Raw genomic sequence first — 24,814 nt, 5'->3', positions numbered from 1 at the left:
TTCACCTGAAAAAATCACAGGGCGGTTTTATAACAAGTCATAGGATCTTAGGCAAAAGGTTTATGACTCCAGACCTATTAAGTCTGGAGTCACAATGACAATCTATAAAGAAAAACAAACGACTTAGCAGAAGGATTATGACGTCAGTGACGGGTTAAAAAACCTACAAACTGGACAAGCAGTCCAGTTATCCTGATGCAGCTCACTGGACAATTGCTACTGTTTCATTCAATTCTGCAGGATGATATTCACTTATGACACCGTAATCATCAATGTAACGGACGGTCATCGACAATTGTCGGCTGTCAGTAAATTGAATAACAGGGAGACTGATATGGCTGAATGGTGCGATCATTCCGTCATGAGGTAAATTATTTTCCCAATGCGCTTCTCCATATTTTATTTGTGTCAGCGTCACGTACAGCGGCGAACGATTTTCAATTTGGAGTCGGGACTTATTGCTATCTTTGACGTATGAAAAATGTAATTTTTTTACCGCGTCACTGCTGGTTATATCTCCCAGCGCATTGGGACGATAGCAAATTTTAATTCTGGTGCGGATGGCCATTTGTAACACAGGGTTATCCTCCGACACTGGCATTTTCGGCGGGACTTCAAGAACATTGAGCCAAAACAAGGACTCCGAATCAGCCGTAAGGGAAGGCCCTTTACCGGTAAACAATACACGTATACCCAGCGAACTTTTTGGCTCAAGCCTTGCTACTGGCGGCAAGACAACAAAGGGAACATAAATATGCTCAGGTTTTTCTTCAGGCTCTTCTTTATCAATCCATAATTGCATCAGTGCAGGTTTTGCCCCTTCATTGATAATACTGAGGGACTCATCATTTGCTTTTTGGCTGAATATTAACCGCGTTCGGTTAATGTAAGTTTCACCTATTCCCTGTTCTGTAGTCATTGTCCAAAATAATACTGAAGCTAAAATAAAACAGGGTAAGGATAATAGGATTTTCATAGAAAAAATATTTTTGTTAGTCATTTATATTTCAGCGTAAAAGTCACTGAACCACTCACATTGCCGGAAGATACAGCATTCTCTGTTTGATACAAACCTGCCCTGAGAGGAACAGAGTAATTTGTATTGGCCGTTCCTGAATCATAACTGGTGAGCAGATAATCCGTATTGAACGTCACGGGAATGTCCTGATCCGTGAGCATTTGCAACGCGACGCCGCTTGCCGTAGAAGTACTGTCCGGCGCAAACACTCCCTGTGAATTATTTTTAATCGTTGTTGTTGGCATAAACGAATAACTGATGCTGGCCAGCCCAGCAGGACATTGCGTGAAATTGAGCTTAAAGTCTGTTCTGGATGTTGTGTAGCCTGGACCGCTAAAGTCAGACCGCGCGGCTGGCGGGAGTGTCACATCCACATTGGGTGTTGTACAGGTGCCTCCCGTGGTATTAATGACCAGCCCACCCGCAAGGAACTCCGCAATCATATAAGTACCCCCACCGGTGCTGGAAGCGCCGTTGTAAAACTGATAATGCCGCGTATACATCGGATCAAAAACAGGCGTAGTACCCGCAGTCAGCGTATTTGCTGTCTTTACAAAACGAATTTGTACATCAACCCCGATATTAAATGAACGTCCGCTGTCGTAGGTGACAGGGAAGAGTTCCGCTGGTGTTTGGTAAATACCAGCAGCTACAGTCAGCGGATACCAGGTGCTGGTTTGACCTTTCACCGTATAACGCCAGCGGGCGATGTACCCCAGTCCGGATTTCACCGTTGAATTATAAACGCTGTAGGCCTGGCCTTCTGTCGACGTCGTATTCCAGATGGGGTAAGGAGGATAACCCTGAACCGCGAGTTGCGGTGAAATCGTCTGAGAGGAACTTCTTTGCGCACAAGTCCACGCGGTCGGATCTGATGATGTTATCCACCCGCCCAGCAGATCTCCCACAACAGCATCTTTCCCAATCTGAATAGTGGTTGTAGAGAAATACTGGTAATAAGAATTTGTCCGGCTGCAATCGACCCACGTACCATCCCCCCATGCCGGATGACTTATACCGGCGAACGCAATAAAGAGGATTGACCTGAAAATTTTTGCCATAACATTTCTTCCCTGTTTACTGGCACACCACGTTCGCACGCCTGAGATTATCTTCCTCTGACGGATTATCAGCGGGCAGCTGGTACAATAATTCACATTGCTGCGACGGCGAACTTCCCCATTTCACATTGAGTTTTCCTTCGCTTTTTTTTACCCGAATAAAACTCTGGCTTCCTTGTGCGATATATCCAACCCTCTCGTTCTTCTCATCTGTAACAGGCGTGCCAAACGGAATTTCCTCGTTACGAACCGAGCTGATTTGCAACAAAGCGGAATAACCAAAATCCGTTTCATATTTCAATAACACCACCGCACCGGCCGTCGGAACGCTATTCTGGCGGGTGACGTCGAGAGCAATATCATTGGAAAGCCCTTTTGGATCCAGTTCGATGCTATTCTGCCGATACGGTGTTAAATAAGGCACTGCGGCTTTACCTGATTTATCCAAAGCCAGGCTTGAATTATTCGCCACTTTCGCGCCGCTGGCATGGTTCGCTTCCACAACTGCCATGGTGTCGCCCATTATCGGCGTGAACACCACACCATTTCCGTAAGCAATTGCGCCGCCGGAAAGCGTTGCCCCATACTGCTGGTAGCCTTGTCCGGCTGAAAAGCTTCCTCCTAACCGGGTATAAGGTGAATTCCAGTTCCCACTGGCGCCTGCGGTATTGCGGTTACCCATCGATGAATAATGATCTGCATTGCCGAAAGCACTGTAAGTATATTGACGCTCATCGCCAGCGGAACCCGAGACCGAATTCTGAATCCCCTGATGATCACGTTCCTGTACATAGGTGGAATTGAAATAAACCGAATTTGCGCTGCTACCCAGAGGTAGTGAAATGCCTACGGCAATTTTGTTGTCCCAGATATTTTTCACCAGATCCCGGGTACGGCTGGCATTAATATTCAAATTGAACCATGAGAAAGTGTTGGTGTATCCCATTTGGTATTCAGTATCACGCCCGCCTCTGTTCCAGTAATCCTGGGTGCTTGCACTGATATTCAATGTTCCCCAGACCTCCGACAAATCCTGTGTTGCGCTGATCTGCACACGATTTTTACGATTGATACTGCTGGAATAAAAAGCGTTTCCGGCAGAGGTTTGCTGGTCCCGTATCAACATTGCATCATCAATACTGTAGTAACCGGCGCTTGAATAACGATAATTTGCCAGCGTGATATTCGTGTTCACCACTGGCAGTATTTTTGAGAAAGCCAAACTGTAACTTTGCCCCTCTTTTGAGATTTCGTTATGTAACTGAGTACGGGCATGAGTGATATCCGAAGATATCGCGCCCAGCGAAGTATTCAGTGCAATCCCCCCGGCCACCGACTGATACTCTCCTCCCCCTAATACACCTCCGTAACCCGTGATCAGATTGGTAAAACCGTGCCGTATAGTGCCCATTGCAATCAGGGGTTTTTCATTCACGGTCGAATTACGATAAGTCCCGCTTATCAGTGTGTAGCGGGTTGTCCCTGGCCTTAATAGTTCAGCTATCGACGCATAGGTCACGGTAAAACTACGCTCGCTGCCATCCGCTTCTTTCACTGTGACCAGCAAATCTCCTCCAGTGCCTGTCGGATACAGTTCATCTATGACGAACGGGCCAGGTGGAACCGTGGTTTCATAAATACGCGTGCCGCGCTGTGAAATCTGAACTAATGCAGTAGTATTCGCCACGCCACTGATCACCGGTGCGTATCCGCGCTGCGAGTCCATATACATTCGGTCATCGGATGCCAGCATGGCCCCGCGAAAACCCACGCTATCAAAGACCTGTCCTTCCGTCATAGACTCACCGATCACCAGCTTACTGCGTATCGGCACTATCGCACGTTCGACATAAGTGCTGGCGTTATCATATTCCCATCCATTTTCATCGCTCTGGTTAAAAGACCCTTTATATCGCAAACGCCAAACATCCCAGTTTATACCACCGAGAAGTCCGAGATATTGAGTAGAGATACTTTGCGTTTCTGACATTTCTGAATGATAGGCGTTATAGTCATATTCTAATGTTGCCGCTGTGATACCTTTATCCCAAAGTTCGGGGCTGACATATCCTCTGGCATGGCGAAGTAAATAGATCTGCGGCGCTGTCACATTAAGATGTTGAGTGGTAACGTCATAACTGGCATCGAGTCCGGGAAGCAACATATTAATATCAGCACATTGATGGGGATCTTTAAGCTGATAAATGACATTTTCATCGAGTTTTTCACTATCAATACCCAACTCTGATAGCAATTTTATATTGAAACACGCATGGGCTATTTTTGATTGACTATCCGGAAGTGAAAAATTAACGTCTGTACGCCCTTTCCACCTCTCATTTATATACAGATCCACCCGATGTATTCCGGGTAGTACAGGGTTTCCTTGCGCATAATCATTAACGTCTATTGCTGACCGCATAAATGCACTATTAAACATAACCGTATCAGAACCTGCATAACAGACGACGTGAGAGAACAGCAGTGCAGACCAAACTGCTCTTCTTAAGATCGCCATGATGAATGAATTTTTACGCGAGCCAGATATCATTTCATAATATCTGTTCATTGACTGATTCCCCGCCATAATCATTTATGATGCTATAGAATAACTTTTCGCCCCGTATATCTTTATTGTCAGTAGACTTCAGGCTGAATTCTATTTCACTTTCAGGATTAACCATTCTCTTCGTAAAATTTACGACACGGGAAAGTACCGGTGATGTTTTTGAGTGTCTGACTTCCAGCTTACTGAAAGTGATAAAGTAAGGTGAAGGATTGATAATTGTTAGTTTGTTGCCAATCAATGATACTTTTAACTGTTTATAAGCTTGAGGTGGCGAAGGTACTAAGTTATCTGGTCGGTAAAACAACTTTATCCGGGTACGAAATGCCATTTGCAATACATTATCACCTGCCTGAATCCTCTGTGTCGGCTTTGGAGGCACTTCCAAAAGATTAAACCAGAACAGCGATTCCCGATCCTGTGGTAAATGCCCGTTCAGTGCCATCAGCCGTATCGCCTGACCTCTCTCTGGATCGATGCGAATGACAGGAGGGTTGACAATAAATGGGACATTGACTTCACCGGGCCGGGCTTTCGGGTTGCCATCATCCAGCCACATTTGTACCAGATAGGGTTTTTTACCCTTATTCATTAATTGTATTACTGATTCTTTATCTTGAGCATGGAACACAATCCGCGTTCCGTTAATGACAACTTCCGGATATGCTTTACAGGAAAAGAAGCAGGTTAAAATAATACTGATGAATATAGACTTACACATCCCTGATGTTCCTCTTTATTGAGACAGGGGTGAAACTCCTGCTTCACCCCTTTTTATCGGTTACTCGTATGTCATCGTGTAATCAACTTGCGTGGTCACCGTTCCTGCCACAGAAACTCCGGTGGCATAATAGCGGGCGAAATAATTTAATGTCCCGCTGCCGGCGCTGATATCAACCGGAATATCATTTTGGCCATCGGTTACCGGAGATCCGGCGACTATTGACTCCATACTGGCATTTAATAATTCAACCTGAACATTTTTTGCTGCATCCGACGCGGTGGTATCTATATTGAGACGGCCGGTGGCACTATCAACATAAGTGCCGGGTTCATAATAAGTGCTCGCCGTGCCTAAAGCCGTACCTGAACAACTTATCAGTGAGATATTAAAAGGTGTCGCACCGGCAGTTTCACCCGGCGCTTTTAAACTGTTTGCTGAAACAGTCGGTAATGTCACGGCCGCATCCTCACTTCCACCATTAACAGCAATTGAACAGGTAGTATCTGTTACCTTGCCATTAATAGTAATAGTTCCATCGACCGCTATTTCCGACGCAGCAAACGTAGATGTCATGACTAACGCAAGCATGGGTATGACGTGTTTAGTATTATACATATGCACTTCCCTATATACGTAAGGATTGATCACTAGCTAATAATGATGGCATCAATATATAATAAGTCTTTCATCAATCCGACAGATAAATATATACAGAAGTTCATTATTAACGTCACGCATCATATACCGAAAATTATGATAAGCAATACAAGTTACTTGAATAGGCAGAGTTTAATTTTGGGGAGGGTTAATTAATAGTTATTTATATAAAAAGTTCTCCTAATAACATTCAAAATATACTCGGCCATAAAAATATAATAACCAAATTAGTCGTCAGGGTATTTGCGTGCAAACACCCTGAACTGATGGGCTATGTTACGCTGTCGCCAGCCTGAATGCCGAAACAGACTGCGTCAGATAGAGAACCTGCTCTTCAAGCGAGGCCGCTGCTGCTGCGGACTCCTGCACCAGCGCCGCATTCTGCTGAGTTACGCCGTCGATTTCGGTCACAGCCTGCTCAATCTGGCTTATCCCACGGCTTTGCTCATCAGATGCGGTCGAGATATGTTCCATCAGCACATCAACCTGAGTCACGGAAGAAATAATTGCCGAGATAGAATCCCCGGTACGCGATACCTGTTCAGATCCTTCCTTTATATTGGCAACGGATTCAGAGATCAGACTTTCAATTTCCTTCGCTGCGACAGCACTGCGCTGCGCCAGACTGCGCACTTCGCTGGCGACCACCGCAAATCCACGCCCCTGTTCGCCGGCACGTGCGGCTTCAACGGCGGCATTGAGCGCCAGAATGTTGGTCTGGAACGCAATGCTGTTGATGACGCCTGTTATGTCTTCGATTTTCTTAGAGCTGCTGTTAATACGACTCATCGTTCCGATCACATCCTGTGCCACCTTTTCACCAGCACGCGCATTTTTAACGGCTTCACGTGTCAGGCCACTGGCACGGGTGACATTCTCGGTATTCTGTTTTACGGTCGCCCCAAGTTCTTCCATGCTGGCCGCGGTTTGTGTCAGTGCAGCCGCCTGTTGTTCTGTGCGGGAAGCCAGATCAATGTTCCCAGCCGAAATTTCCTGCGATGCATGAGCAACGGTATGACTGGTGTCACGCACCTGGCCGATAATGCGGGTCAGCGACTGTCGCATATGCTCAATAGACTGCATCAGTTCTTCAATTTCACTGCGTGACCGGGCATTGACCGGCACAGGGGTATCGAGATAACCCTCGGCAATCTGGCGGCAATGATCACGTGAATTCAGAAGCGGCGTCAGAACGAAACGTTTAAGCAAAATCACCACGCCAATAATGATGATCAGGAACAGCAGACCAAAACCGATGGTCAACCCGATGCCAAATTTGAAATTATCCTGCGCATCATTGTTGAGATTTCTGGCGTACTGCTCGTGTAGCGCCAGCACTCTATCTAGTACGATTTCATACTGTCGATCGAGTTTTATGACTGTCGGGATCTGTGCTTTAAACCGCGGCTGGTCACCCGCTTTAGCGGCATCGATCAGCGGCTGTATTCCGTTCTGACGATATTCCAGATACGTGGCGCGATATGCCTGGGCCAGTTCATCCTCACCCGGCAGTTTAGGTGCATCTATATAGGCCTGAAATGCGGCATCGGCCTTCACGATGACCTCATTGACGCCGTCGAGCGCAGCGCCGGTTTGCTGACCATTGCCGCTTTCAATTTCCTTCATATACTCCATGACGCGAACGCGCGAGGTGCGGCTGTGATTGATAGGATCAATCACGGACAGAACCACCCGGATCTCCTTGTTGACATCATCGAGAGAATGATTGCTTTGGGTCAGCAACCAGATATTTGACAGCATACTGGTGAAAAAGAGAGCGAAAAGAACTACAAGAACAAGTAAAGAGGACTTTTTAAGCGACATCGGTAGATTCTCAAAACAGAGCAAGGATCTGTTTATCGGCATTTGGCTTAAAAGGTTTAATGACTGTTTCACCCTATCAGGAATTTAAAAGACGATGCTCGCCCCGCCATCAAATCTTTAGCCATATCTGATACCGCCTTGCACTGAAGAGGCGGTTTCAACTGCCGACACAGCATAAAACTAACAAATTTTCTTATACTTTTAAGTAAATGAAAACAGCACTCCAATCTCTTACATTGAAACTGTAAAGTTATTTATTCCTGGAGGAAAAGTCTTAAGCAACATCTAAAATAGATGTTCCAGACTCATACCACCCTCCTTATACAAAATGAATAATCATTCAACACATGAATATTCCTATAAAAAAATATGAAAAATCCTATTAATCAACCCTCGCAACAAAATGAAAAATCTTTCATGAAATAAATTCACTTCAGATATTTCCTGTGTTTTCTGCATTATTAATCCTAATGAAATTTGCGCTTTTATTGTTTTTTCTACAAACCGATCTTCCTCAATGCCTTATCCCATGCCGCCTGCGCGGGAATTGAGAGAAAATTCCTATATTTCAATGTGATGATCCGTTATCCTGCGATCCAAGCGATGTAATACTTAGTTACAAATTATGATTTTCAATAGAATCACTAATGTTTCTAAAATGCCAGCGACAGGTAATTATCTGAAATTTTACTTTTTCAGATAAATTCAATACACACTGCGAAATGCTCCGAAAAATATCAGCTCGCTTGTGACCCTGAAGTTATTCGCACGTTATTATGATGCGGCATGGACAAATTTTTATGGCAGGGTTGCCAGCCTCAATGTATTTTTCAGATTCATTGGCAGCGTTTATCACTCCACAGTAAGGGATAGGCATGTCTAATAGTTTTCAGGAAGAAATCCCCAAAGCCCGCGTTAATATTAAACTAGATCTCCACACGGGCGGCGCACAGAAGAAAGTCGAATTACCTTTAAAATTAATGGTAATGGGAGACTACAGCAATGGTAAAGAAGACCGACCTTTGTCAGAACGCGAAAAAGTTAACATCAATAAAAATAACTTTAACAGCGTTCTGGCTGAGTTCAGCCCTTCACTTAATCTGACCGTTGAAAATACGCTGGCTGGCGATCATAGCGAAGAAAACATCTCTCTGAACTTCAACGAAATGAAAGATTTCGAACCCGAGCAGGTTGCACGCCAGATCCCTCAACTGCGCGCCATGCTGGCCATGCGCAATCTGCTGCGTGATCTCAAATCCAATCTTCTGGACAACGCAACGTTCCGCAAAGAACTCGAAACCATTCTTAAAGATCCGTCCCTGAGCAATGAGCTTCGCAGTGAACTGAACGCTCTGGCACCTAAGGCATAACAGCCTCCACTTAACGGATTAATGCGAGAAAATGCTTATGTCAGTCAATACTGAAAACTCTTCTTCAAGCCAGACTACTGTTCTTGAACGCCCTGAAGCGGGCACCGTTTACGCCTCCCTGTTTGATAAAATCAATCTGACGCCGGTGACTTCACTGGGCGACCTGAATGATTTCCAGGATACCGCTGCCCTGGCTGATGTGACCGCCGATCAGCGTGTGACGGCAGCCGTTCAGGTCTTCCTTGAGCGTCTGAAGCAATCTGGCCAGACCGTTGAGCGTCTGGATAAAACGCTGCTCGATCACCATATTGCAGAACTGGACAATCAGATCAGCCGTCAGCTCGACGCAGTGATGCATCACCCTGATTTTCAGCGAGTGGAATCCGGCTGGCGTGGTCTGAAATTCCTGGTTGACCGCACCGATTTCCGCCAGAACGTCAAAATTGAAGTGCTGGACGTTTCTAAAGACGACCTGCGTCAGGACTTCGAAGATTGCCCTGAAATCATCCAGAGCGGCCTGTACCGTCACACTTACATTCAGGAATATGACACACCGGGCGGCGAACCCATCGGTTCTGTAATTTCAAACTACGAGTTTGATGCGTCAGCCCAGGATGTCGCGCTGCTGCGTAACATTTCAAAAGTGTCCGCTGCCGCACATATGCCGTTCGTTGGCGCCGTCGGTCCCAAATTCTTCCTGAAAGATTCCATGGAAGAAGTGGCTGCGATTAAAGACATCGGCAACTACTTTGACCGCGCAGAATACATCAAGTGGAAATCCTTTCGTGATTCTGATGATTCCCGCTATATCGGTCTGACTATGCCACGCGTGCTAGGTCGTCTGCCATATGGTCCGGATACCGTTCCTGTTCGCAGCTTCAACTATGTTGAAGAAGTGAAAGGTCCGGATCACGAGAAGTATCTTTGGACCAATGCAGCGTTCTCGTTTGCAGCCAACATGGTGAAAAGCTTCATCAAAAACGGCTGGTGCGTGCAAATCCGTGGCCCGCAAGCTGGCGGTGCGGTGACTGACCTGCCGATCCACCTGTATGACCTCGGCACCGGCAATCAGGTGAAAATCCCGTCAGAAGTGATGATCCCTGAAACCCGTGAGTTTGAGTTTGCCAACCTGGGCTTCATCCCGTTGTCTTACTACAAAAACCGCGATTATTCCTGCTTCTTCTCCGCCAACTCCGCACAGAAACCGGCGCTGTATGACACTGCTGATGCCACAGCAAACAGCCGCATCAATGCGCGTCTGCCGTACATCTTCCTGCTGTCACGCATCGCGCACTATCTGAAGCTGATCCAGCGTGAAAACATCGGCACCACCAAAGACCGCCGTCTGCTGGAACTGGAACTTAACACCTGGATCCGCACGCTAGTCACTGAAATGACCGATCCGGGCGATGACCTGCAAGCCTCTCACCCGCTGCGTGACGCCAAAGTGACCGTAGAAGATATCGAAGACAACCCTGGCTTCTTCCGCGTGAAACTGTACGCCGTACCGCACTTCCAGGTGGAAGGGATGGACGTGAATCTGTCTCTGGTTTCTCAGATGCCTAAAGCGAAAGCCTGAAGCCCGGAGGCACGATGAAGATTGAACGTCCGCTGTGGACACGAGGAATCCTCGTGTCTCCACAGCAGTTTCAACAACAGGCCTCTTTTGAGGCCTGGACAAACGAATGTATTGCGCAAATGGGCATACTTCACCCGTGGGGTGTGCTTCATGCGACCTTTGAACAGGATGCGCTGGCACAAGGACGTCTGAAAGCTGAGCGGCTGCATGTCCGTTTTCAAGATGGCATATTGGTCGATACCGACTGTGCAGATTTACTGCCGCCAACACTGACGTTGTCGGCAAACTTACCGGCAGACGCCAATGAAGCAATTGTGATGCTGGCGTTACCACAAGTTTACGCGAATGGCGGAAACTGCCTGCAGCCCGATGAACGGGCTGAACGTCCGGTACGCTATCGTCAGGCCTGGCGGGATGTCCAAAACCAGTATGGCGATGACAAAAAACAGGTCGCCGTCATGTCGCATGAATTGACGCTGCGACTGGATATTCAGGAAAACGGTGACTATCAGATCTGTCCGGTGGCACGACTGCTGCGTGATGCCCAGGCACGGTGGATACAAGATACGAACTTTATCCCACCTTTGCTGAGTCTTCAGGCTAGTCATTGGTGTACAGAGCAGCTCGAACTGTTGATGGTGCAACTGAGGGCGCGTTTAAAACGCCTGATGGGAATGCGCCGTGAAAGCAATGCGCGCATGGCAGACTTTGCAGTTGCCGATGTGTCCCTGTTCTGGCTACTGAATGCACTTAACGGTGCAGAGCCCGTGCTGGGCAATTACCAGCGCAACCCCCAGGTTCATCCTGAGCGCCTTTACCAGGAGCTGGCTCGTCTTGCCGGAAACTTGCTGACTTTTTCCCTGGATCATGACGTCGCCGCTATTCCGGCCTATCAGCACGTTAGCCTGACTACGGTCTTCCCGCCGCTGTTTACCTTGCTGAATATTCTGCTGGAAGCCAGCCTGCCGTCGCGCGTTGTCGCCATAGATCTGGTACATGAACCCCGCATTAACCAGTGGCGTGCAGCCCTGCACGATCCCCGCCTGCGCGAACGCGAAGAGGTCGATTTCTATCTGTCCGTGCGCTCTACCCTGTCTTCTGCCCAACTGCAAACCCAGTTCCCGCAACTGTGTAAAGTCGGTGCACCGGATGATGTCGGTAACGTCGTCAATGTGGCACTGAGCGGTATTCCGCTGCGCCCGTTGAGCCATGTTCCTGCCGCCATTCCGCTTCGTCTGGAAAATCAGTATTTCTCTTTGGATCTCACCCATCCTGCAGCGCAGCAAATGATGGAAGCGGGCACCTGTGTCTTCTATGTGCCTGGCACGCTGGGCGACATTCAGCTTGAACTGTTTGCGGTGTTACGCGCATGAGCCAATCCATGAGAATGACAACACAGGCTGTTGATATCGATGCCCTGCTCGCGGATACCTGGTTGCAGGTTATCAGCCTGCGTCAGGGAATGAACTGCCCTGAAGGGGAAGGGCAAATCCTCTGGAAGCGCTGTGTGGCTGATATAGAACGCGTGCAACAGGCGCTGAAAGAGGGGGACGTCAGTGAACAAAACTGTCAGCACATCATGTATGCCCAGTGCGCCATTCTGGATGAGACCGTTAAAGGCCGCAGCGTCCAGGATGATGCTTACTTTGTCTGGTGTAATTCTCCGCTGCAGGCGTACTTCTTCAAATCACTTGACGCGGGTAACCAGCTGTATGAACGGATGCGTACCGTGCTGCGGGAACCCGCACCCGACATGGCAGTACTTACCTGTTTTCACCGGGTACTGATGTTAGGTTTTCTCGGCGGTTATGCCTCACAGGCAGTGACCGAGCGCGAACAGCTGGTTGAGCAACTTACAGCGCTTGTACCTGCATTTAGCTTTGCGTCATCCCGTCCTGTTCTGGCAATGGCGTCTTCCCGTCATCGCCTCGGCATAGGGTTACGTTACTGGCCGGTACGCCTTGGACTCGCAGGACTGATTGTCGCCTTGCTGTGGTGCGGACTGTACCACTGGCTGTCCGGATTATTGACAACGTTGTTGCCGGGGTCCGTGTAATGAGTCCTATGTGGCGACGTGGTTTATGGCTATGGGCGGGTATTCTGGCTGGCATTCTTTGTCTGACGTTCCTGCCTTTTTCAACCGTGATGCGCTGGCCAACCTTCGGACTGGTGGTGACCATCTGCCTTGTTGGGATATGGCGTGCGGGTCAAAAGCAAAATTCAGAGTTTGCAGAAAAGCACTTCGACGGGCTTCCGCCGGAGAAATACCGCCTGCCAGTCGTATTGGTCTGCGGCGACGATCTGGCATCGCTGTTTGGTAAAGATCACGTACATCTGACTGCTCAGGGTTGCTGGCTCCGGGTCGACGAAAGCAATTCTCTGCGGCAGTTTGCCCGACAGTTGTTATGGCAGCGTCCAGAGTGGGCGAAACAGCTGGCCGTCATGGTGGCAGTAAATCCTCAGCAGCACAGCGACGAACGCGAACTCACCACCTGCCTGTATGAGCTGCGCTGGCAGCTTGTGCAGTTACGCCGGGATATTCGCCGCCCACTTCCTCTGCTTCTGAGTAGCACGATTGCCACCGCCACTGCAGACGCGCCTGTCTGGTTATCGCAACAAAATGATCGGTCGGTGACGCTATGGCCAACAATAACCATGCCGGAAACGCTGGCAAACTGGCAGCGGGAGGATGGCAGTGCCCGGCAGGTTGAACGGGTCAAACAGACCGTCATTTTCGACCAGCAAAATAACTGGCTTAATGCGTACGTGCTGCCTGCATTGCAGGCGCGTAACGATGATGTCGCCTGTGTTTCTCCGCAACAGGTTGTCCTGCATCAGGTCGGCGGCCTGAGGGGTATTGTGTCCGCCTCGCTCTGGCAACAATGGCTTAGCGCACACACCTCTCTGACACAAGTCGCCGGATGGCATCCCGAAGAGGGCGTTGATAGCAGTCTGCAAACCTTCCCTGACTTTATCTTTACTGTCTTGCCTTCCGGCAGCGGCGTGTCATCTCGTCGTCGTACTTTACGCCATGGTGTCACCCTGCTGACCGTCACGGTGGTTGCCGCGCTGTGCAGCAGTGCCTGGCATAACCGCCAGCTTCTGCATCGGGTGGCTTTCGATATCCGCCATTACGACAGTATCGGGATGACAGATTACGGACCAAAGGCAAAAGCGGTGGAGATATTACGACGCGATGCCGCACAGCTTGATGACTGGTTCCGTAATGGTGAGCCGGTGCGTTTTAGTCTGGGTCTTTATCAGGGGGAACGCCTGCGTCTGCCTCTGATGGCAGCAATCAAAAGTTATGTCCCGCCCCCACCGCCACCTGAACCCGTCGAAAAAGAGGCCCCAAAAACGGTGCGCCTTGATTCCCTGTCGCTGTTTGACACGGGCCAGTACGAGCTCAAACCGGGCTCGCTCAAAATGCTGGTGAATGCACTTGTGGATATCAAGGCCAGGCCAGGCTGGCTGATTGTGGTGGCCGGACACACGGACATTACCGGTGACGCAAAAGCCAACCAGACATTGTCGCTCAAACGTGCCGAGTCATTACGTGACTGGATGCTCTCAACCAGCGATGTCTCCCCGACCTGCTTTGCCGTTCAGGGTTATGGCGCAACACGCCCTATTGCTTCAAATGATACCCCGGAAGGCCGTGCGGCTAACCGTCGTGTCGAAATCAGTCTGGTGCCACAGGCAGACGCCTGTAAGGCAACAGCAACCCCAAGTTCATCAAATGATTGATGAATGTTTACCTTAGAAATGGAGAACTACCCATGGCAATTCCTGTTTATCTGTGGCTGAAAGACGACGGCGGTGCGGACATTAAAGGCTCCGTAGACGTTAAAGATCGCGAAGGCAGCATCGAAGTGGTGGCACAGGATCACAACCTGTATATCCCGACCGATAACAACACCGGCAAACTGACGGGTACTCGTATTCACACCCCGTTCCTGTTTACCAAAGAAATCGATTCTTCCAGCCCGTACCTGTACAAAGCGGTGACCACCGGCCAGACCCTGAAATCCGCAGAGTTCAAATGGTATCGCATCAATGACGCTGGCCAGGAAGTGGAGTATTTCAACACCAAACTGGAAAACGTCAAACTGGTGAAAGTCGCGCCAAAAATGAACGACATCAAAGACCCGGCGTTTGAAAAACATAACCACCTCGAAATGATCGAGCTGCGTTACGAAAAAATCACCTGGACCTACAAAGACGGCAACATCATTCATTCCGATTCCTGGAACGAACGTACTACCGCGTAACACCCCACAGCAGACGGTTCGCCGTCTGCTGTTTTTGTTTCCTGAGCCGCTGCCTGGCGGTTGAGCAAACAAAAACACCACCGGACATCGACCTTATGGGCCTGGGTTTCCTGCATAGGAAAAGGCTAAGGGCGGTAGCGTACCTAAAAAAGGGAATTCAGCATGGAACAACAGTCAGCCGTATTACTTCGCCGCTTAAATCCGTACTGCGCGAAAGCGCTGGAAGCCGCCGCGACGCTCTGCCAGACCCGCGCCCACAATGAAATTACCGTCGAGCACTGGCTGCTCAAACTGCTGGAACTGGGCGAAGGCGACATCACCGTGCTGGCCCGCCGCTACGAATGGGATATGGATGCCTTGTGGCAAAGTCTGCTGGCACATCTCGATGCCCTGCCGCGTTCCGTGCATTCGCGTCCGCAGCTTTCCCAAGATTTACAATCGCTGATGAAAGCGGGCTGGCTGGCCGCATCGCTGCAGGATGACAACCAGAGCATCCGCAGTGTCAATCTGCTGGAAGCGCTGATGGCGCAACCACGCCTGTTGCGCTGCGAAGGTTTATGGCCGCTGTTCAGCCTGAGCGAAGAACATATCCGCCGCCTCAAGCCAGTGCTGGATGCCTTGTCCGAAGAGCGCCCGGAGCTGCAACAACAGGAAAGCCTTAGCCGCACACCTTCCGCACTTTCTGAAAACTCAGCGACGCAAAAAGCAGAGTCTGGTGTTACCGGCCAGTCGTTAAGCGAAGCGCTGCAGGCCGCGCTGGATAAATTCACGCTGGACGTCACCGCTAAAGCCAAAGCCGGGCAGATTGATCCGGTGTTTGGTCGCGATAACGAGATCCGTCAGATGGTGGATATTCTCTCCCGTCGTCGTAAAAACAACCCGATTCTGGTCGGTGAACCGGGCGTCGGTAAAACCGCGCTGGTGGAAGGTTTGGCGTTACGTATTGCGGAAGGCAACGTGCCCGACAGCCTGAAAACCGTCAGCCTGCGCACGCTGGATTTAGGTCTTCTACAGGCCGGCGCCGGAGTAAAAGGCGAGTTCGAGCAACGCCTGAAAAACGTCATCGACGCCGTGCAAAAATCACCCACACCGGTTCTGCTGTTTATCGATGAAGCGCACACTATTATTGGCGCTGGCAATCAGGCCGGTGGCGCCGACGCTGCTAACCTGCTCAAACCCGCGCTCGCCCGTGGTGAATTGCGCACCATCGCCGCCACTACATGGAGCGAGTACAAACAGTATTTTGAGCGCGATGCCGCCCTTGAGCGCCGCTTCCAGATTGTCAAAGTCGATGAGCCAGACGACGAGATGGCCTGCCTGATGCTGCGCGGCCTGAAATCCCGCTACGCGCAGCACCACGGCGTTCACATCACCGACGAAGCCGTCAAAGCCGCCGTCAGCCTCTCCCGCCGCTACATCACCGGCCGCCAGCTGCCGGACAAAGCCGTTGATCTGCTCGATACCGCGTCCGCCCGTGTACGCATGAGCCTCGATACCCTGCCGGAAGAACTGACCCGCCTTAAGGCGCAGATAGCCGCACTGGGAATGGAGGAGCAGGCATTGCTGGAAGATATAGCCCTCGGCAGTCAGACCCACGGTGAACGTCTGGAAAAAATCGGTGAGCTGGACCGCGAACTCAATGCGCAGCTTTACGCTCTCGAAGCGCAGTACGAATCCGAAAAAGCCCTGACACATAAGCTGCTGGAAATCCGTCAGGACATCAGCCGTCAGGAAGATATTCACGCACTGCAACAAGAACTGGCCCAGTTGCAGGGCAGCGCCCCGCTGCTGTCTCTTGACGTGGACGTCCGCACTGTTGCGACAGTCATTGCCGACTGGACCGGCGTGCCGCTGACCAGCCTGCTGAAGGACGAACAGACTGACCTGTTGCAGCTGGAAAACCATCTGGGCAAACGTGTTGTCGGACAGGATCATGCGCTGACCGACATGGCGCAACGCCTGCGTGCCGCCAAAACCGGCCTGACGTCTGAGAATGGCCCGCTGGGCGTCTTCCTGCTGGTCGGCCCGAGCGGCGTAGGCAAAACCGAGACTGCCCTTTCCCTTGCCGACTGCCTGTTCGGCGGCGAGAAATCCCTCATTACCATCAACCTCAGCGAGTATCAGGAAGCGCATACCGTCTCTCAACTGAAAGGTTCACCTCCGGGCTACGTCGGTTACGGTCAGGGCGGTATTCTGACTGAAGCCGTGCGTAAACGTCCGTACAGCGTCGTCCTGCTCGATGAAGTGGAAAAAGCTCACCGCGACGTAATCAACCTGTTCTATCAGGTGTTCGACCGCGGCTTTATGCGCGACGGTGAAGGCCGCGAAATCGACTTCCGTAATACCGTGATCCTGATGACCGCTAACCTCGGCAGTGACCATTTGATGCAACTGCTGGATGAACAGCCGGAAGCCACTGACGGCGATTTACAGGAACTGCTGCGCCCGATCCTGCGCGACCATTTCCAGCCCGCCCTGCTCGCCCGCTTCCAGACACTGATTTATCGTCCGCTGAACGCCGTTGCCCTGCGCACTATCGTTGAGATGAAACTGGCACAAGTCGCGAAACGTCTGAACAAGCACTACGGCCTGACCTGCTCCATAGAAGAAAGTCTGTACGACACGCTGGTCGCCGCCTGCCTGCTGCCAGATACCGGTGCGCGCAACATCGACAGCCTGCTCAATCAGCAAATCCTGCCGGTACTGAGCCAGCAACTGTTGCAACGCATGGCCGGGCAACAACGCACCACGGCGCTGGCACTGGGCTGGGATGAGGAAGAAGGGATCACCCTGGAATTTGACGGAGTAGAGAAATGAGTACAACCGGACTGCCTTTTTTCGACCACAGTCATCATAAATTAGCCATCCGCGGCAGCAGCGCGCAACCCGATGTTCTGAGTTTCACCAGCCTGGAAACGCTCAGTAAGCCTTTCCATTACGACATCGAATTTACCAGTGCTGACCGGGCTATTGATCCGAAATCGATGCTGATGAAGGACGCTTCACTGACCCTGCAGGCGCCGGTGGCCGACGCCTTTGGTGTCTCAGTCCAACAGCCGCAGCGCGTAATACAGGGCCTAATCACCGCCTTTAAACGTCTTTCCACGTCGAAAGATGAAAGTCATTACGAAGTCCGCCTGCAGCCGCGTCTGGCTTTGCTCGCCCGCAGCCATCAGAACTGTATTTATCAGGACATGTCGGTTCCGCAGATTGTTGAAAAAATCCTGCGTGACCGTCACGACATGCGCGGACAGGACTTTATCTTCACACTGAGTAAAGAGTACCCGCGTCGCGAACAAACCTTGCAGTACGGCGAGGACGACCTGACCTTTATCTCCCGACTTCTGGCCGAAGTCGGGATCTGGTTCCGCTTTACCGCCGATCCTAAACTCAGCATTGACGTGGTCGAATTCTATGACGACCAGCAGCATTATCAACAGGCGCTGACGCTGCAGGCCGTACCCCCATCCGGCATGCACGACGTCGGCGTCGAATCGGCATGGGATTTGTCCAGCCATTATCAGGTGGTGGAAAAAACCGTCTCCACCCAGGATTACAACTACCGCACCGCGACCACGGATTTATCCGGCAGCGCCGATGTTACCCGCGGGGATACCACAACCTATGGCGAAGCCTATCATTACGCCGATAACTACCTGACCGCCGGTGGCGGTGGACGCGATCCGGAACCGGAAAGTGGCGCGTTCTATGCCCGCCTGCGTCACGAACGTTACCTGAACAATCAGGCGCGCTTTTCCGGCATCGTGAATGCCGCAACCCTGGTGCCGGGTCAGGAGCTCAAAGTCACCGGCAGCGATGCGCCGGCACAGTTTGCGCAGGGCGTGGTGATCGTGTCTATCCAAAGCTCGGCGCGTCGCGACAAAAGCTTTGAAACAAAATTTGAGGCCATTACCTGGTCTGAAGATTACTGCTTCCGCCCGGAGCCGGAGCCTAAACCGGTGATGGCCGGTACTCTGCCCGCCCGCGTCACCAGCACCACCGTCAACGACACCTACGGTCATATCGATAAAGACGGGCGGTATCGCGTCAATATGCTGTTCGACCGCGACGCCTGGGAACAAGGCTACGAAAGTCTGTGGGTCCGTCAGGCGCGCCCTTACGCCGGCGACACCTACGGCATGCATATGCCGCTGCTGGCCGGCACCGAAGTAGCGATTGCCTTTGAAGACGGCAACCCGGACCGCCCTTATATCGCCCACGTTCTGCATGACTCTGCGCACGGCGATCACGTCACCATCCAGAACTACAAACGCAACGTACTGCGCACGCCGTCGAACAATAAACTGCGCCTCGAGGACGAGCGCGGCAAGGAGCACATCAAGCTCAGCACCGAATACGGTGGTAAAAGCCAGCTCAACCTCGGCCATCTGGTGGACAGCGGCAAACAGCAGCGCGGTGAAGGGTTCGAGCTGCGCACCGACAGCTTCGGTGCCATCCGCGCGCAGCAAGGGATTTTCATCACTGCCGATGGCCAGGGTCTGGCACAAGGAAAAGTGCTGGAGATGACGGCAGCAATCGAATCGCTACAACAGGCACAAGGGCTGGCAAAGGCGCTCAGTGATGCTGTGAAAACTGCACAGGCGGAACTGGCACAAGTAGCTGAACAAAAATCTCTGCTTGAGTCTTCGATGAAAGATTTACAGCAATCCGTTCTGCTCATGAGCGCACCCGCGGGGATTGCCCAGGTATCACCTCAAAGTATTCAGATCAGTACGGGTAACAATTTCATTCAGACATCGGCTGAAAACAGTGATTTCACAGTATTTAAAAAATTCACCGTCGCTGCGGGTGAAATTATCAGCCTTTTTGCTAAGACGCTTGGCATAAAAATGTACGCTAACAAAGGCAAGGTGGATATTCAGGCTCAGGGTGATGCAATGGCATTGACCTCCCTTAAAGATATGAAAATCATCAGTAAAGATGATGAGGTTTATATCCAGGCCAGCAAGAAAATCACACTGGCCTGCGGGAAAAGCGCGATAGTGATTGAAAGCTCAGGTGTCACGATCATGACCCCCGGAGAGGTGAATGTTAAAGGGATCTTTAACCAGATTTTGCCACAGAGTTTTAGCCCGGCACCGGCAACGTTGCCGCCTGAGGCCAAATGCGTGGAATGTGAGAAATAATGGAAAACGCGATGGAACTTGATCAAAAGATAACGATACAGGATCGGCTGAATCAGCATCCATCACTGTTTCGTTATCTGTTATTAGATCCTTTAAAAACCATCTCACATCTCAACCCTCTCCACATGGATAATTTGCAACAGTCACTTGGAAAGGAGGCTATCTATCCGGTTCTTCGCCGTGATCTGGCTTACTCGCCTGAACATTGCCCGCAACTTATCTTGCTGGCATCTCCGGGAGAACATTGCGAGTTCTCATGGCTTGCTGATTCTGAAAGTTATGCCCGCAATGAGGCCCTACAGGAAAAACGCTATTTTAGTGCCTGGCTCACCAGCGCACAGGAACCAAAACAACTTGCAGCATCACTCGCAAAGCAATGTAACCAGATAATAACCGATGTATTTTTGCCTTTTTTCGAACCGCTATGCTTTGAATTACTCAAGGTAAAAAGCCCGGAAGATGGACTTGCCGGACGTATCTGGCCAGTGAGCCAATGGTGGTTTATGACGGTATCCGGGAACATCGCCTTTCAGGCAGGTAAAAATGTTGGCGAAAAAAGCTGGCTTAACTGGGGAATTGAAATGGACTTACAGGATTTTCGTTCTATCAGGAAGCTTCTGTGGTCCTGGCATGAAGCGGAGGCTGGGCTTCCCTTTGATGCGGCAATGCAGGCGGAGGAGGCATGGGAAAACACACTCGATACCGGCTTGAAAGATACAGATGACCGCAATTATTGGGCACTGAATTATTTGACGATGCGTGTTGATATTGGACAACACCCTGCTGTGAGAGTGTTAATACAGCAGGCTATTGATAATCCATCGCAACGTATCTCAGCGCTTTTACAGACATTATCGGATGAAGTCTGGCTGGAGCTTGAAAGTCAGACAATAGCGCAACCCAGTATGGATGGGATAAATCACTATGGGGCTTAAAGATCAGGCCAGGATGAATGCTGATATCAGTCAGCAAGCTACGTCGACACCATCAGGCTGTAAGGCGTGCCAACGTAAAGGATTACCAATCTTTCCACTACGTGTGGCCGCTGTACCCGCAACACTGTTAAATTCCGGCTGGAAACCGGGAGTTCCAGAGCAAGACGCTGAACTGACAGGTGGAGAATTTAAGTATTCCTTGCGTACCCTGCGTATGGGGTACTTGTATGTGTTACTCGATCAAAAAATCTGGCAGGGATATGCGGTTACAGCTGAGGGTTATCTGCGACAATTTGATCCGATGGCAATGCCGGAAAGTGAGACCGTTGAACCCCTTAGTCAGCGGTGTTTGCAGCAAGGGCATGAAATTTCCGCGAGTTTCATCAATATTGATGACGAAAAATTTTCTCAGGCCTGGCTGGCATTCAGTAGTGACCCCTGGAGCAAGGAAGTACTGAAAGATTACAAAAGCGGCACACGCCCGTCGGGGCGCTTTACAAAAATTTTATTGAAAACCCTGAAAAACAGCCCAGCCAGCGTTCCGGAAGCGTTGGTCATGGACCCCGCGCTCACCTCGATGAAAGCAAATGTGGCAGAGTTCGCGACCACACAATTTGTCAATACGGAAAAAATGCCTGGGCAGCCCCCAGGCGGGGCACATGGGTTTTACCCACGTCTGGAAAGTGCAATCGCACTCGGATTTCGGGTTGCTCAGCTGGGTTTACAATATCAATGTCAGATAGCGGCGCTAGCATTGAACGACACTGTTGGGATAATACAAGAGCTAAATAACAGCCGTATGCAGGTTGTGGAAGCCCGGCAAACTTATAACGAAACGCCAGCCATTTACCATAAGCAAATGATTTCTTCTGCTATAGAACAATATTTAGCATCGGTAAAAACCGCAGTTGAAGAGACCAGTCAGCCCCGCTATACCTTCCCGCAAAACACATCAACTGTTTGGGGCGGAAAGATGCTGCCTAAAGAGCAGGTGGCCCGTGAGACCTACGCAGAAAAACTGGCTCGTTTACAACAATATTATAACGAACCGGTACGTGCCGATTTCGCAAAGCAATATCAACAAAAAATTGAGGGCTACCAGAAAAGAATAGATGCCATCGGCAAAGATCTGGCAGCCTGGTATCAATCTCAACTCTGGCTGGCGGTAATCAACTACGATTATGCCCCGGAAACCTGTATCCCCGGCTGGGTCGCTCAGTTTACAACGTTAACCACATGTCTTCAGGGAGGAAGCACTGATAAAGAAACGGAAACTGTATGGCATGAGTGGCTCAGCAATAAAGAAGGGTTAGTCTATACGGGGTTACTTGGATACAAGAAAGATGTTTTCAATGCCGTCTACGATGGCATTAACTGGTATACCAACGCAAAAGTGTTCCTTGGTTCAGATGAAATCGGTGGATTAGTCGGTTCTAAAACGCTTCGCAGAGCCCTGGTGCAACGTACACTGGCAATGAGCGGATCCTACAGTCGCCTGGTTTCTCAGCTTGAGCAATCAGCACAGGACGGTTACACCAGGGTAATGCAGGGGTTTATTTACATGACGTCACACAAAGAAGTGACTTTGTTTAATCTGAATATAACTCTGGGAGAGTTTCAACAATATATCGCCGACTTGCACCTTAGTGCATCAGGTAAGTCATTCGTATTTGAAGGATTATCTGATGAAGGTAAAAAGTTAACTCGTAGCGTATCTTCAGGTAGCCAGTTTAAAATAAGTGATCCTGAACTGCTTAAACGCCGGATAAATGTCACGCTGGTCAGCGATATGTCACCAGATGCCCTCAAAGCTGCAGTCCGAAAGTCAGGAAGCAGTGTGTCTGCTATAGCACATAATCCGCTGACGGATATACGTCATCTTAATCATTATTCTGAACTTCGTATTTCATCACTGACTCTGGCAGAGAGTGCCAGCGGTGAAGTAGTTTCATTATCTCAGGCTCAGATTCAGGAAACGCTTCGCAATCACGCTCAGATGACTCGCCGGATTGTGAGTGGCAACACAATGGGAGTGGGATTGGCCGCCGGGATGCTCTATTTGCAAATCACATCCCTGGAAGCCAACCGCAAGGCGCTGGATGCAACTATTGGCAACGATACAAAAGCGCGACTGGCTCTGCTTTCCAACATGACCATGGTTGTCAGTTCAATGACCGAAACCGCAGGGTTTGTGCGAACCCTCGCGATGGAAAAACCCTGGGCACTGACAAATGCCCACTGGCTGATCCGTGCTGGCGGGGTAATTGCCGGTGTCGCGGCAATCATTGATGGTATTGGGATGTTTATAAAATGGTGGGATGCTGGACAGACTGGTGATAGGGCAGCCGCCAGATGGTATTTCGCTGCTGGGGCTAGCACTGTAGCTGGAGGTATTATTGCGGGGTATGCAGCTTATGCCAGTTCATTTGCCTTAATGGGCCCGGCAGGTTTAGCCGCATTACTTCTGATCGCTGGGGCAGCCTTAGTAATTCAGGCAGAAAAAGCCTCTAGCACGGCTTTTGAGCTTTGGTTACGCCGCTGTTGTTTTGGTTATCATCAGGCTAATGCCCCCGCCTGGAATGAGAAAAGTCCTCTCGACCTGAAAGAAGCACTTACTGCATATGATGCCATCGTTAATGGTCTGACTGCTGAAGTAGGATATCAGGATAAATTCACAGAAGTAGTCGATGGTCAGGATTTGATCAGATTGCGGATTGTATTGCCGTGTTGTGATGAAAGCGCGGCGGCCTGGGACTATAGCCTTTTTGTACCCGTATCTGCAGGCTCGTCACAAAGCTATCCACTGCTGGCGACAACGCACAATATCCCTATGTCCATGACGGCTCGCCTGGAACCACTGGCAAAAAAATCAATGATGGGTTCCCCCCCCTCATGGCGACCGGGAATAGGGAGTGCCAGTCAGCACTGGCTGGATGGCGACCTGATTATTGAAGGCGAAGCTTGGGTAGATACCCGTCATTTCACGAGTGTATCCCTTGAAGTGAATTACTGGCCTGACAGATTGGACCAGAACCGAGTGCTGAGATTAAAAATCCAGGTTAAGGATTAGGAAAAAATATGGAAAATAATCAACGTCATGATGGTCCCTGGCGCATTGAGCCCGAAATGCTGCAAGCCGCGCTGGAGACAGAATTTGCGGGGCGGCCTGCTTTAACGCCTGCCTTAAAAAATTGGGTTGAAGATTTACCCGGGCAAAATGAAGAGCAGAAAACCGCCCCTCGCCTTACCTGGGTCAATGAAATAAATGATATCTGGATGGAAACCCCACGATTTGAAAATATATTATGGTGGGGGGCGTGGGTGCTAGTTATTGCAGCATTAATACCTATCATAATGATATCTTTTTCTTTTTTTCAACCTTTTATTTATTCTGACGTTTTATTTATCCCAATAATATTGGGTTTCTTTTTGATTATATGCTCTTTATTTTTAGTAAACTTAAAAATGGCCTTATTTGTACCCCGAGGAACTCCAATTCGTTTTAACCGTCAGCGCCAAAAAATATATGTGTACGAGTATCAGCGTAAGTGGAATCCTTGGGTTCGCTGGCCAACGACCATCAAAGTGTTCGACTGGGCTGATGTTCAAGCACAAATGACGCGGGAAACCGGAAGTTACGATCAGGGCTACCGGCTGTACGG

At 50.0% G+C, this 24,814-nt stretch carries 17 protein-coding genes; 11 read left to right on the top strand and 6 right to left on the bottom strand.

Translation table 11 applies throughout. The features are described 5' to 3' along the window. Positions 1-202: 202 nt before the first annotated feature. The 6 genes from ACM615_RS11555 to ACM615_RS11530 all read right to left on the bottom strand — a co-directional run bounded on the left by ACM615_RS11555 (position 203) and on the right by ACM615_RS11530 (position 7,850). Complete coding sequence (locus ACM615_RS11555) at positions 203-1,000, bottom strand: fimbrial biogenesis chaperone (protein ID WP_431011923.1); 798 nt, start codon at positions 998-1,000, stop codon at positions 203-205. Further along, positions 997-2,079 (bottom strand): fimbrial protein, encoded by a 1,083-nt coding sequence (locus ACM615_RS11550; RefSeq protein WP_159282738.1) that lies wholly within the window; start codon positions 2,077-2,079, stop codon positions 997-999. The genes ACM615_RS11555 and ACM615_RS11550 overlap by 4 nt, the downstream gene beginning before the upstream one ends. Positions 2,080-2,095: 16 nt before the next feature. After that, positions 2,096-4,648, bottom strand: coding sequence for a fimbria/pilus outer membrane usher protein (locus ACM615_RS11545; RefSeq protein WP_431011922.1), 2,553 nt, complete (start codon positions 4,646-4,648; stop codon positions 2,096-2,098). After that, entirely contained in the window at positions 4,632-5,366 is a 735-nt protein-coding gene (locus ACM615_RS11540; protein ID WP_132964123.1) for a fimbrial biogenesis chaperone, read from the bottom strand. The genes ACM615_RS11545 and ACM615_RS11540 overlap by 17 nt, the downstream gene beginning before the upstream one ends. Before the next feature lie 60 nt (positions 5,367-5,426). Beyond that, complete coding sequence (locus ACM615_RS11535; protein ID WP_431011921.1) at positions 5,427-5,984, bottom strand: fimbrial protein; 558 nt, start codon at positions 5,982-5,984, stop codon at positions 5,427-5,429. A 318-nt stretch (positions 5,985-6,302) separates the two neighbouring features. Then, positions 6,303-7,850: a methyl-accepting chemotaxis protein gene (locus ACM615_RS11530; protein WP_132964122.1), complete on the bottom strand. Its 1,548-nt coding sequence runs from the start codon at positions 7,848-7,850 to the stop codon at positions 6,303-6,305. Between the two features lie 875 nt (positions 7,851-8,725). Between ACM615_RS11530 and tssB the strand changes: the two genes are divergently transcribed. The 11 genes from tssB to ACM615_RS11475 all read left to right on the top strand — a co-directional run. After that, positions 8,726-9,220 carry a type VI secretion system contractile sheath small subunit gene (gene tssB / locus ACM615_RS11525; RefSeq protein ID WP_112289522.1) on the top strand — a complete coding sequence of 165 codons (495 nt, stop codon included), beginning with the start codon at positions 8,726-8,728 and terminating at the stop codon, positions 9,218-9,220. 31 nt (positions 9,221-9,251) lie between these two features. Further along, positions 9,252-10,799, top strand: a complete 1,548-nt coding sequence (gene tssC / locus ACM615_RS11520; protein WP_112289523.1) for a type VI secretion system contractile sheath large subunit — start codon at positions 9,252-9,254, stop codon at positions 10,797-10,799. A 14-nt stretch (positions 10,800-10,813) separates the two neighbouring features. Then, the gene (gene tssK, locus ACM615_RS11515; RefSeq protein ID WP_431011920.1) at positions 10,814-12,172 is read left to right on the top strand and encodes a type VI secretion system baseplate subunit TssK; all 1,359 of its coding nucleotides are present in this window, start codon (positions 10,814-10,816) and stop codon (positions 12,170-12,172) included. Beyond that, on the top strand, positions 12,169-12,855 hold the full coding sequence (tssL, locus tag ACM615_RS11510) for a type VI secretion system protein TssL, short form (RefSeq protein WP_431011919.1): 687 nt from the start codon (positions 12,169-12,171) through the stop codon (positions 12,853-12,855). Before tssK ends, tssL begins: the two co-directional genes overlap by 4 nt. Next, positions 12,855-14,546, top strand: a complete 1,692-nt coding sequence (locus ACM615_RS11505; protein WP_431011918.1) for an OmpA family protein — start codon at positions 12,855-12,857, stop codon at positions 14,544-14,546. The genes tssL and ACM615_RS11505 overlap by 1 nt, the downstream gene beginning before the upstream one ends. Positions 14,547-14,578: 32 nt before the next feature. Then, positions 14,579-15,070, top strand: coding sequence for an Hcp family type VI secretion system effector (locus ACM615_RS11500; protein WP_112289529.1), 492 nt, complete (start codon positions 14,579-14,581; stop codon positions 15,068-15,070). A gap of 162 nt (positions 15,071-15,232) precedes the next feature. Continuing rightward, positions 15,233-17,887 carry a type VI secretion system ATPase TssH gene (gene tssH, locus ACM615_RS11495; protein WP_431011917.1) on the top strand — a complete coding sequence of 885 codons (2,655 nt, stop codon included), beginning with the start codon at positions 15,233-15,235 and terminating at the stop codon, positions 17,885-17,887. Continuing rightward, on the top strand, positions 17,884-20,217 hold the full coding sequence (gene vgrG / locus ACM615_RS11490) for a type VI secretion system tip protein VgrG (RefSeq protein WP_431011916.1): 2,334 nt from the start codon (positions 17,884-17,886) through the stop codon (positions 20,215-20,217). The genes tssH and vgrG overlap by 4 nt, the downstream gene beginning before the upstream one ends. An 11-nt stretch (positions 20,218-20,228) precedes the next feature. Continuing rightward, positions 20,229-21,152 carry a hypothetical protein gene (locus ACM615_RS11485; protein ID WP_431011915.1) on the top strand — a complete coding sequence of 308 codons (924 nt, stop codon included), beginning with the start codon at positions 20,229-20,231 and terminating at the stop codon, positions 21,150-21,152. After that, positions 21,142-24,222, top strand: a complete 3,081-nt coding sequence (locus ACM615_RS11480) for a T6SS effector BTH_I2691 family protein (protein ID WP_431011914.1) — start codon at positions 21,142-21,144, stop codon at positions 24,220-24,222. The genes ACM615_RS11485 and ACM615_RS11480 overlap by 11 nt, the downstream gene beginning before the upstream one ends. 8 nt (positions 24,223-24,230) lie before the next feature. Further along, positions 24,231-24,814, top strand: a 584-nt coding sequence (locus ACM615_RS11475; RefSeq protein WP_431011913.1) for a DUF6708 domain-containing protein, incomplete at its 3' end; no start/stop codon positions are given.

This window comes from Rahnella sp. PAMC25617 (genome assembly GCF_050606005.1).
GTDB lineage: Bacteria > Pseudomonadota > Gammaproteobacteria > Enterobacterales > Enterobacteriaceae > Rahnella > Rahnella variigena.
Note: the sequence above shows the minus strand (reverse complement) of the source record. Positions and strands in the feature narration are given on the sequence as shown.

What these genes read in the sequence shown, in the direction of transcription:
- ACM615_RS11555 (WP_431011923.1), bottom strand. Translation starts at nt 1,000, where the DNA reads ATGACTAACAAAAATATTTTTTCTATGAAAATCCTATTATCCTTACCC.
- ACM615_RS11550 (WP_159282738.1), bottom strand. Translation starts at nt 2,079, where the DNA reads ATGGCAAAAATTTTCAGGTCAATCCTCTTTATTGCGTTCGCCGGTATA.
- ACM615_RS11545 (WP_431011922.1), bottom strand. Translation starts at nt 4,648, where the DNA reads ATGAACAGATATTATGAAATGATATCTGGCTCGCGTAAAAATTCATTC.
- ACM615_RS11540 (WP_132964123.1), bottom strand. Translation starts at nt 5,366, where the DNA reads ATGTGTAAGTCTATATTCATCAGTATTATTTTAACCTGCTTCTTTTCC.
- ACM615_RS11535 (WP_431011921.1), bottom strand. Translation starts at nt 5,984, where the DNA reads ATGTATAATACTAAACACGTCATACCCATGCTTGCGTTAGTCATGACA.
- ACM615_RS11530 (WP_132964122.1), bottom strand. Translation starts at nt 7,850, where the DNA reads ATGTCGCTTAAAAAGTCCTCTTTACTTGTTCTTGTAGTTCTTTTCGCT.
- tssB (WP_112289522.1), top strand. Translation starts at nt 8,726, where the DNA reads ATGTCTAATAGTTTTCAGGAAGAAATCCCCAAAGCCCGCGTTAATATT.
- tssC (WP_112289523.1), top strand. Translation starts at nt 9,252, where the DNA reads ATGCTTATGTCAGTCAATACTGAAAACTCTTCTTCAAGCCAGACTACT.
- tssK (WP_431011920.1), top strand. Translation starts at nt 10,814, where the DNA reads ATGAAGATTGAACGTCCGCTGTGGACACGAGGAATCCTCGTGTCTCCA.
- tssL (WP_431011919.1), top strand. Translation starts at nt 12,169, where the DNA reads ATGAGCCAATCCATGAGAATGACAACACAGGCTGTTGATATCGATGCC.
- ACM615_RS11505 (WP_431011918.1), top strand. Translation starts at nt 12,855, where the DNA reads ATGAGTCCTATGTGGCGACGTGGTTTATGGCTATGGGCGGGTATTCTG.
- ACM615_RS11500 (WP_112289529.1), top strand. Translation starts at nt 14,579, where the DNA reads ATGGCAATTCCTGTTTATCTGTGGCTGAAAGACGACGGCGGTGCGGAC.
- tssH (WP_431011917.1), top strand. Translation starts at nt 15,233, where the DNA reads ATGGAACAACAGTCAGCCGTATTACTTCGCCGCTTAAATCCGTACTGC.
- vgrG (WP_431011916.1), top strand. Translation starts at nt 17,884, where the DNA reads ATGAGTACAACCGGACTGCCTTTTTTCGACCACAGTCATCATAAATTA.
- ACM615_RS11485 (WP_431011915.1), top strand. Translation starts at nt 20,229, where the DNA reads ATGGAACTTGATCAAAAGATAACGATACAGGATCGGCTGAATCAGCAT.
- ACM615_RS11480 (WP_431011914.1), top strand. Translation starts at nt 21,142, where the DNA reads ATGGGGCTTAAAGATCAGGCCAGGATGAATGCTGATATCAGTCAGCAA.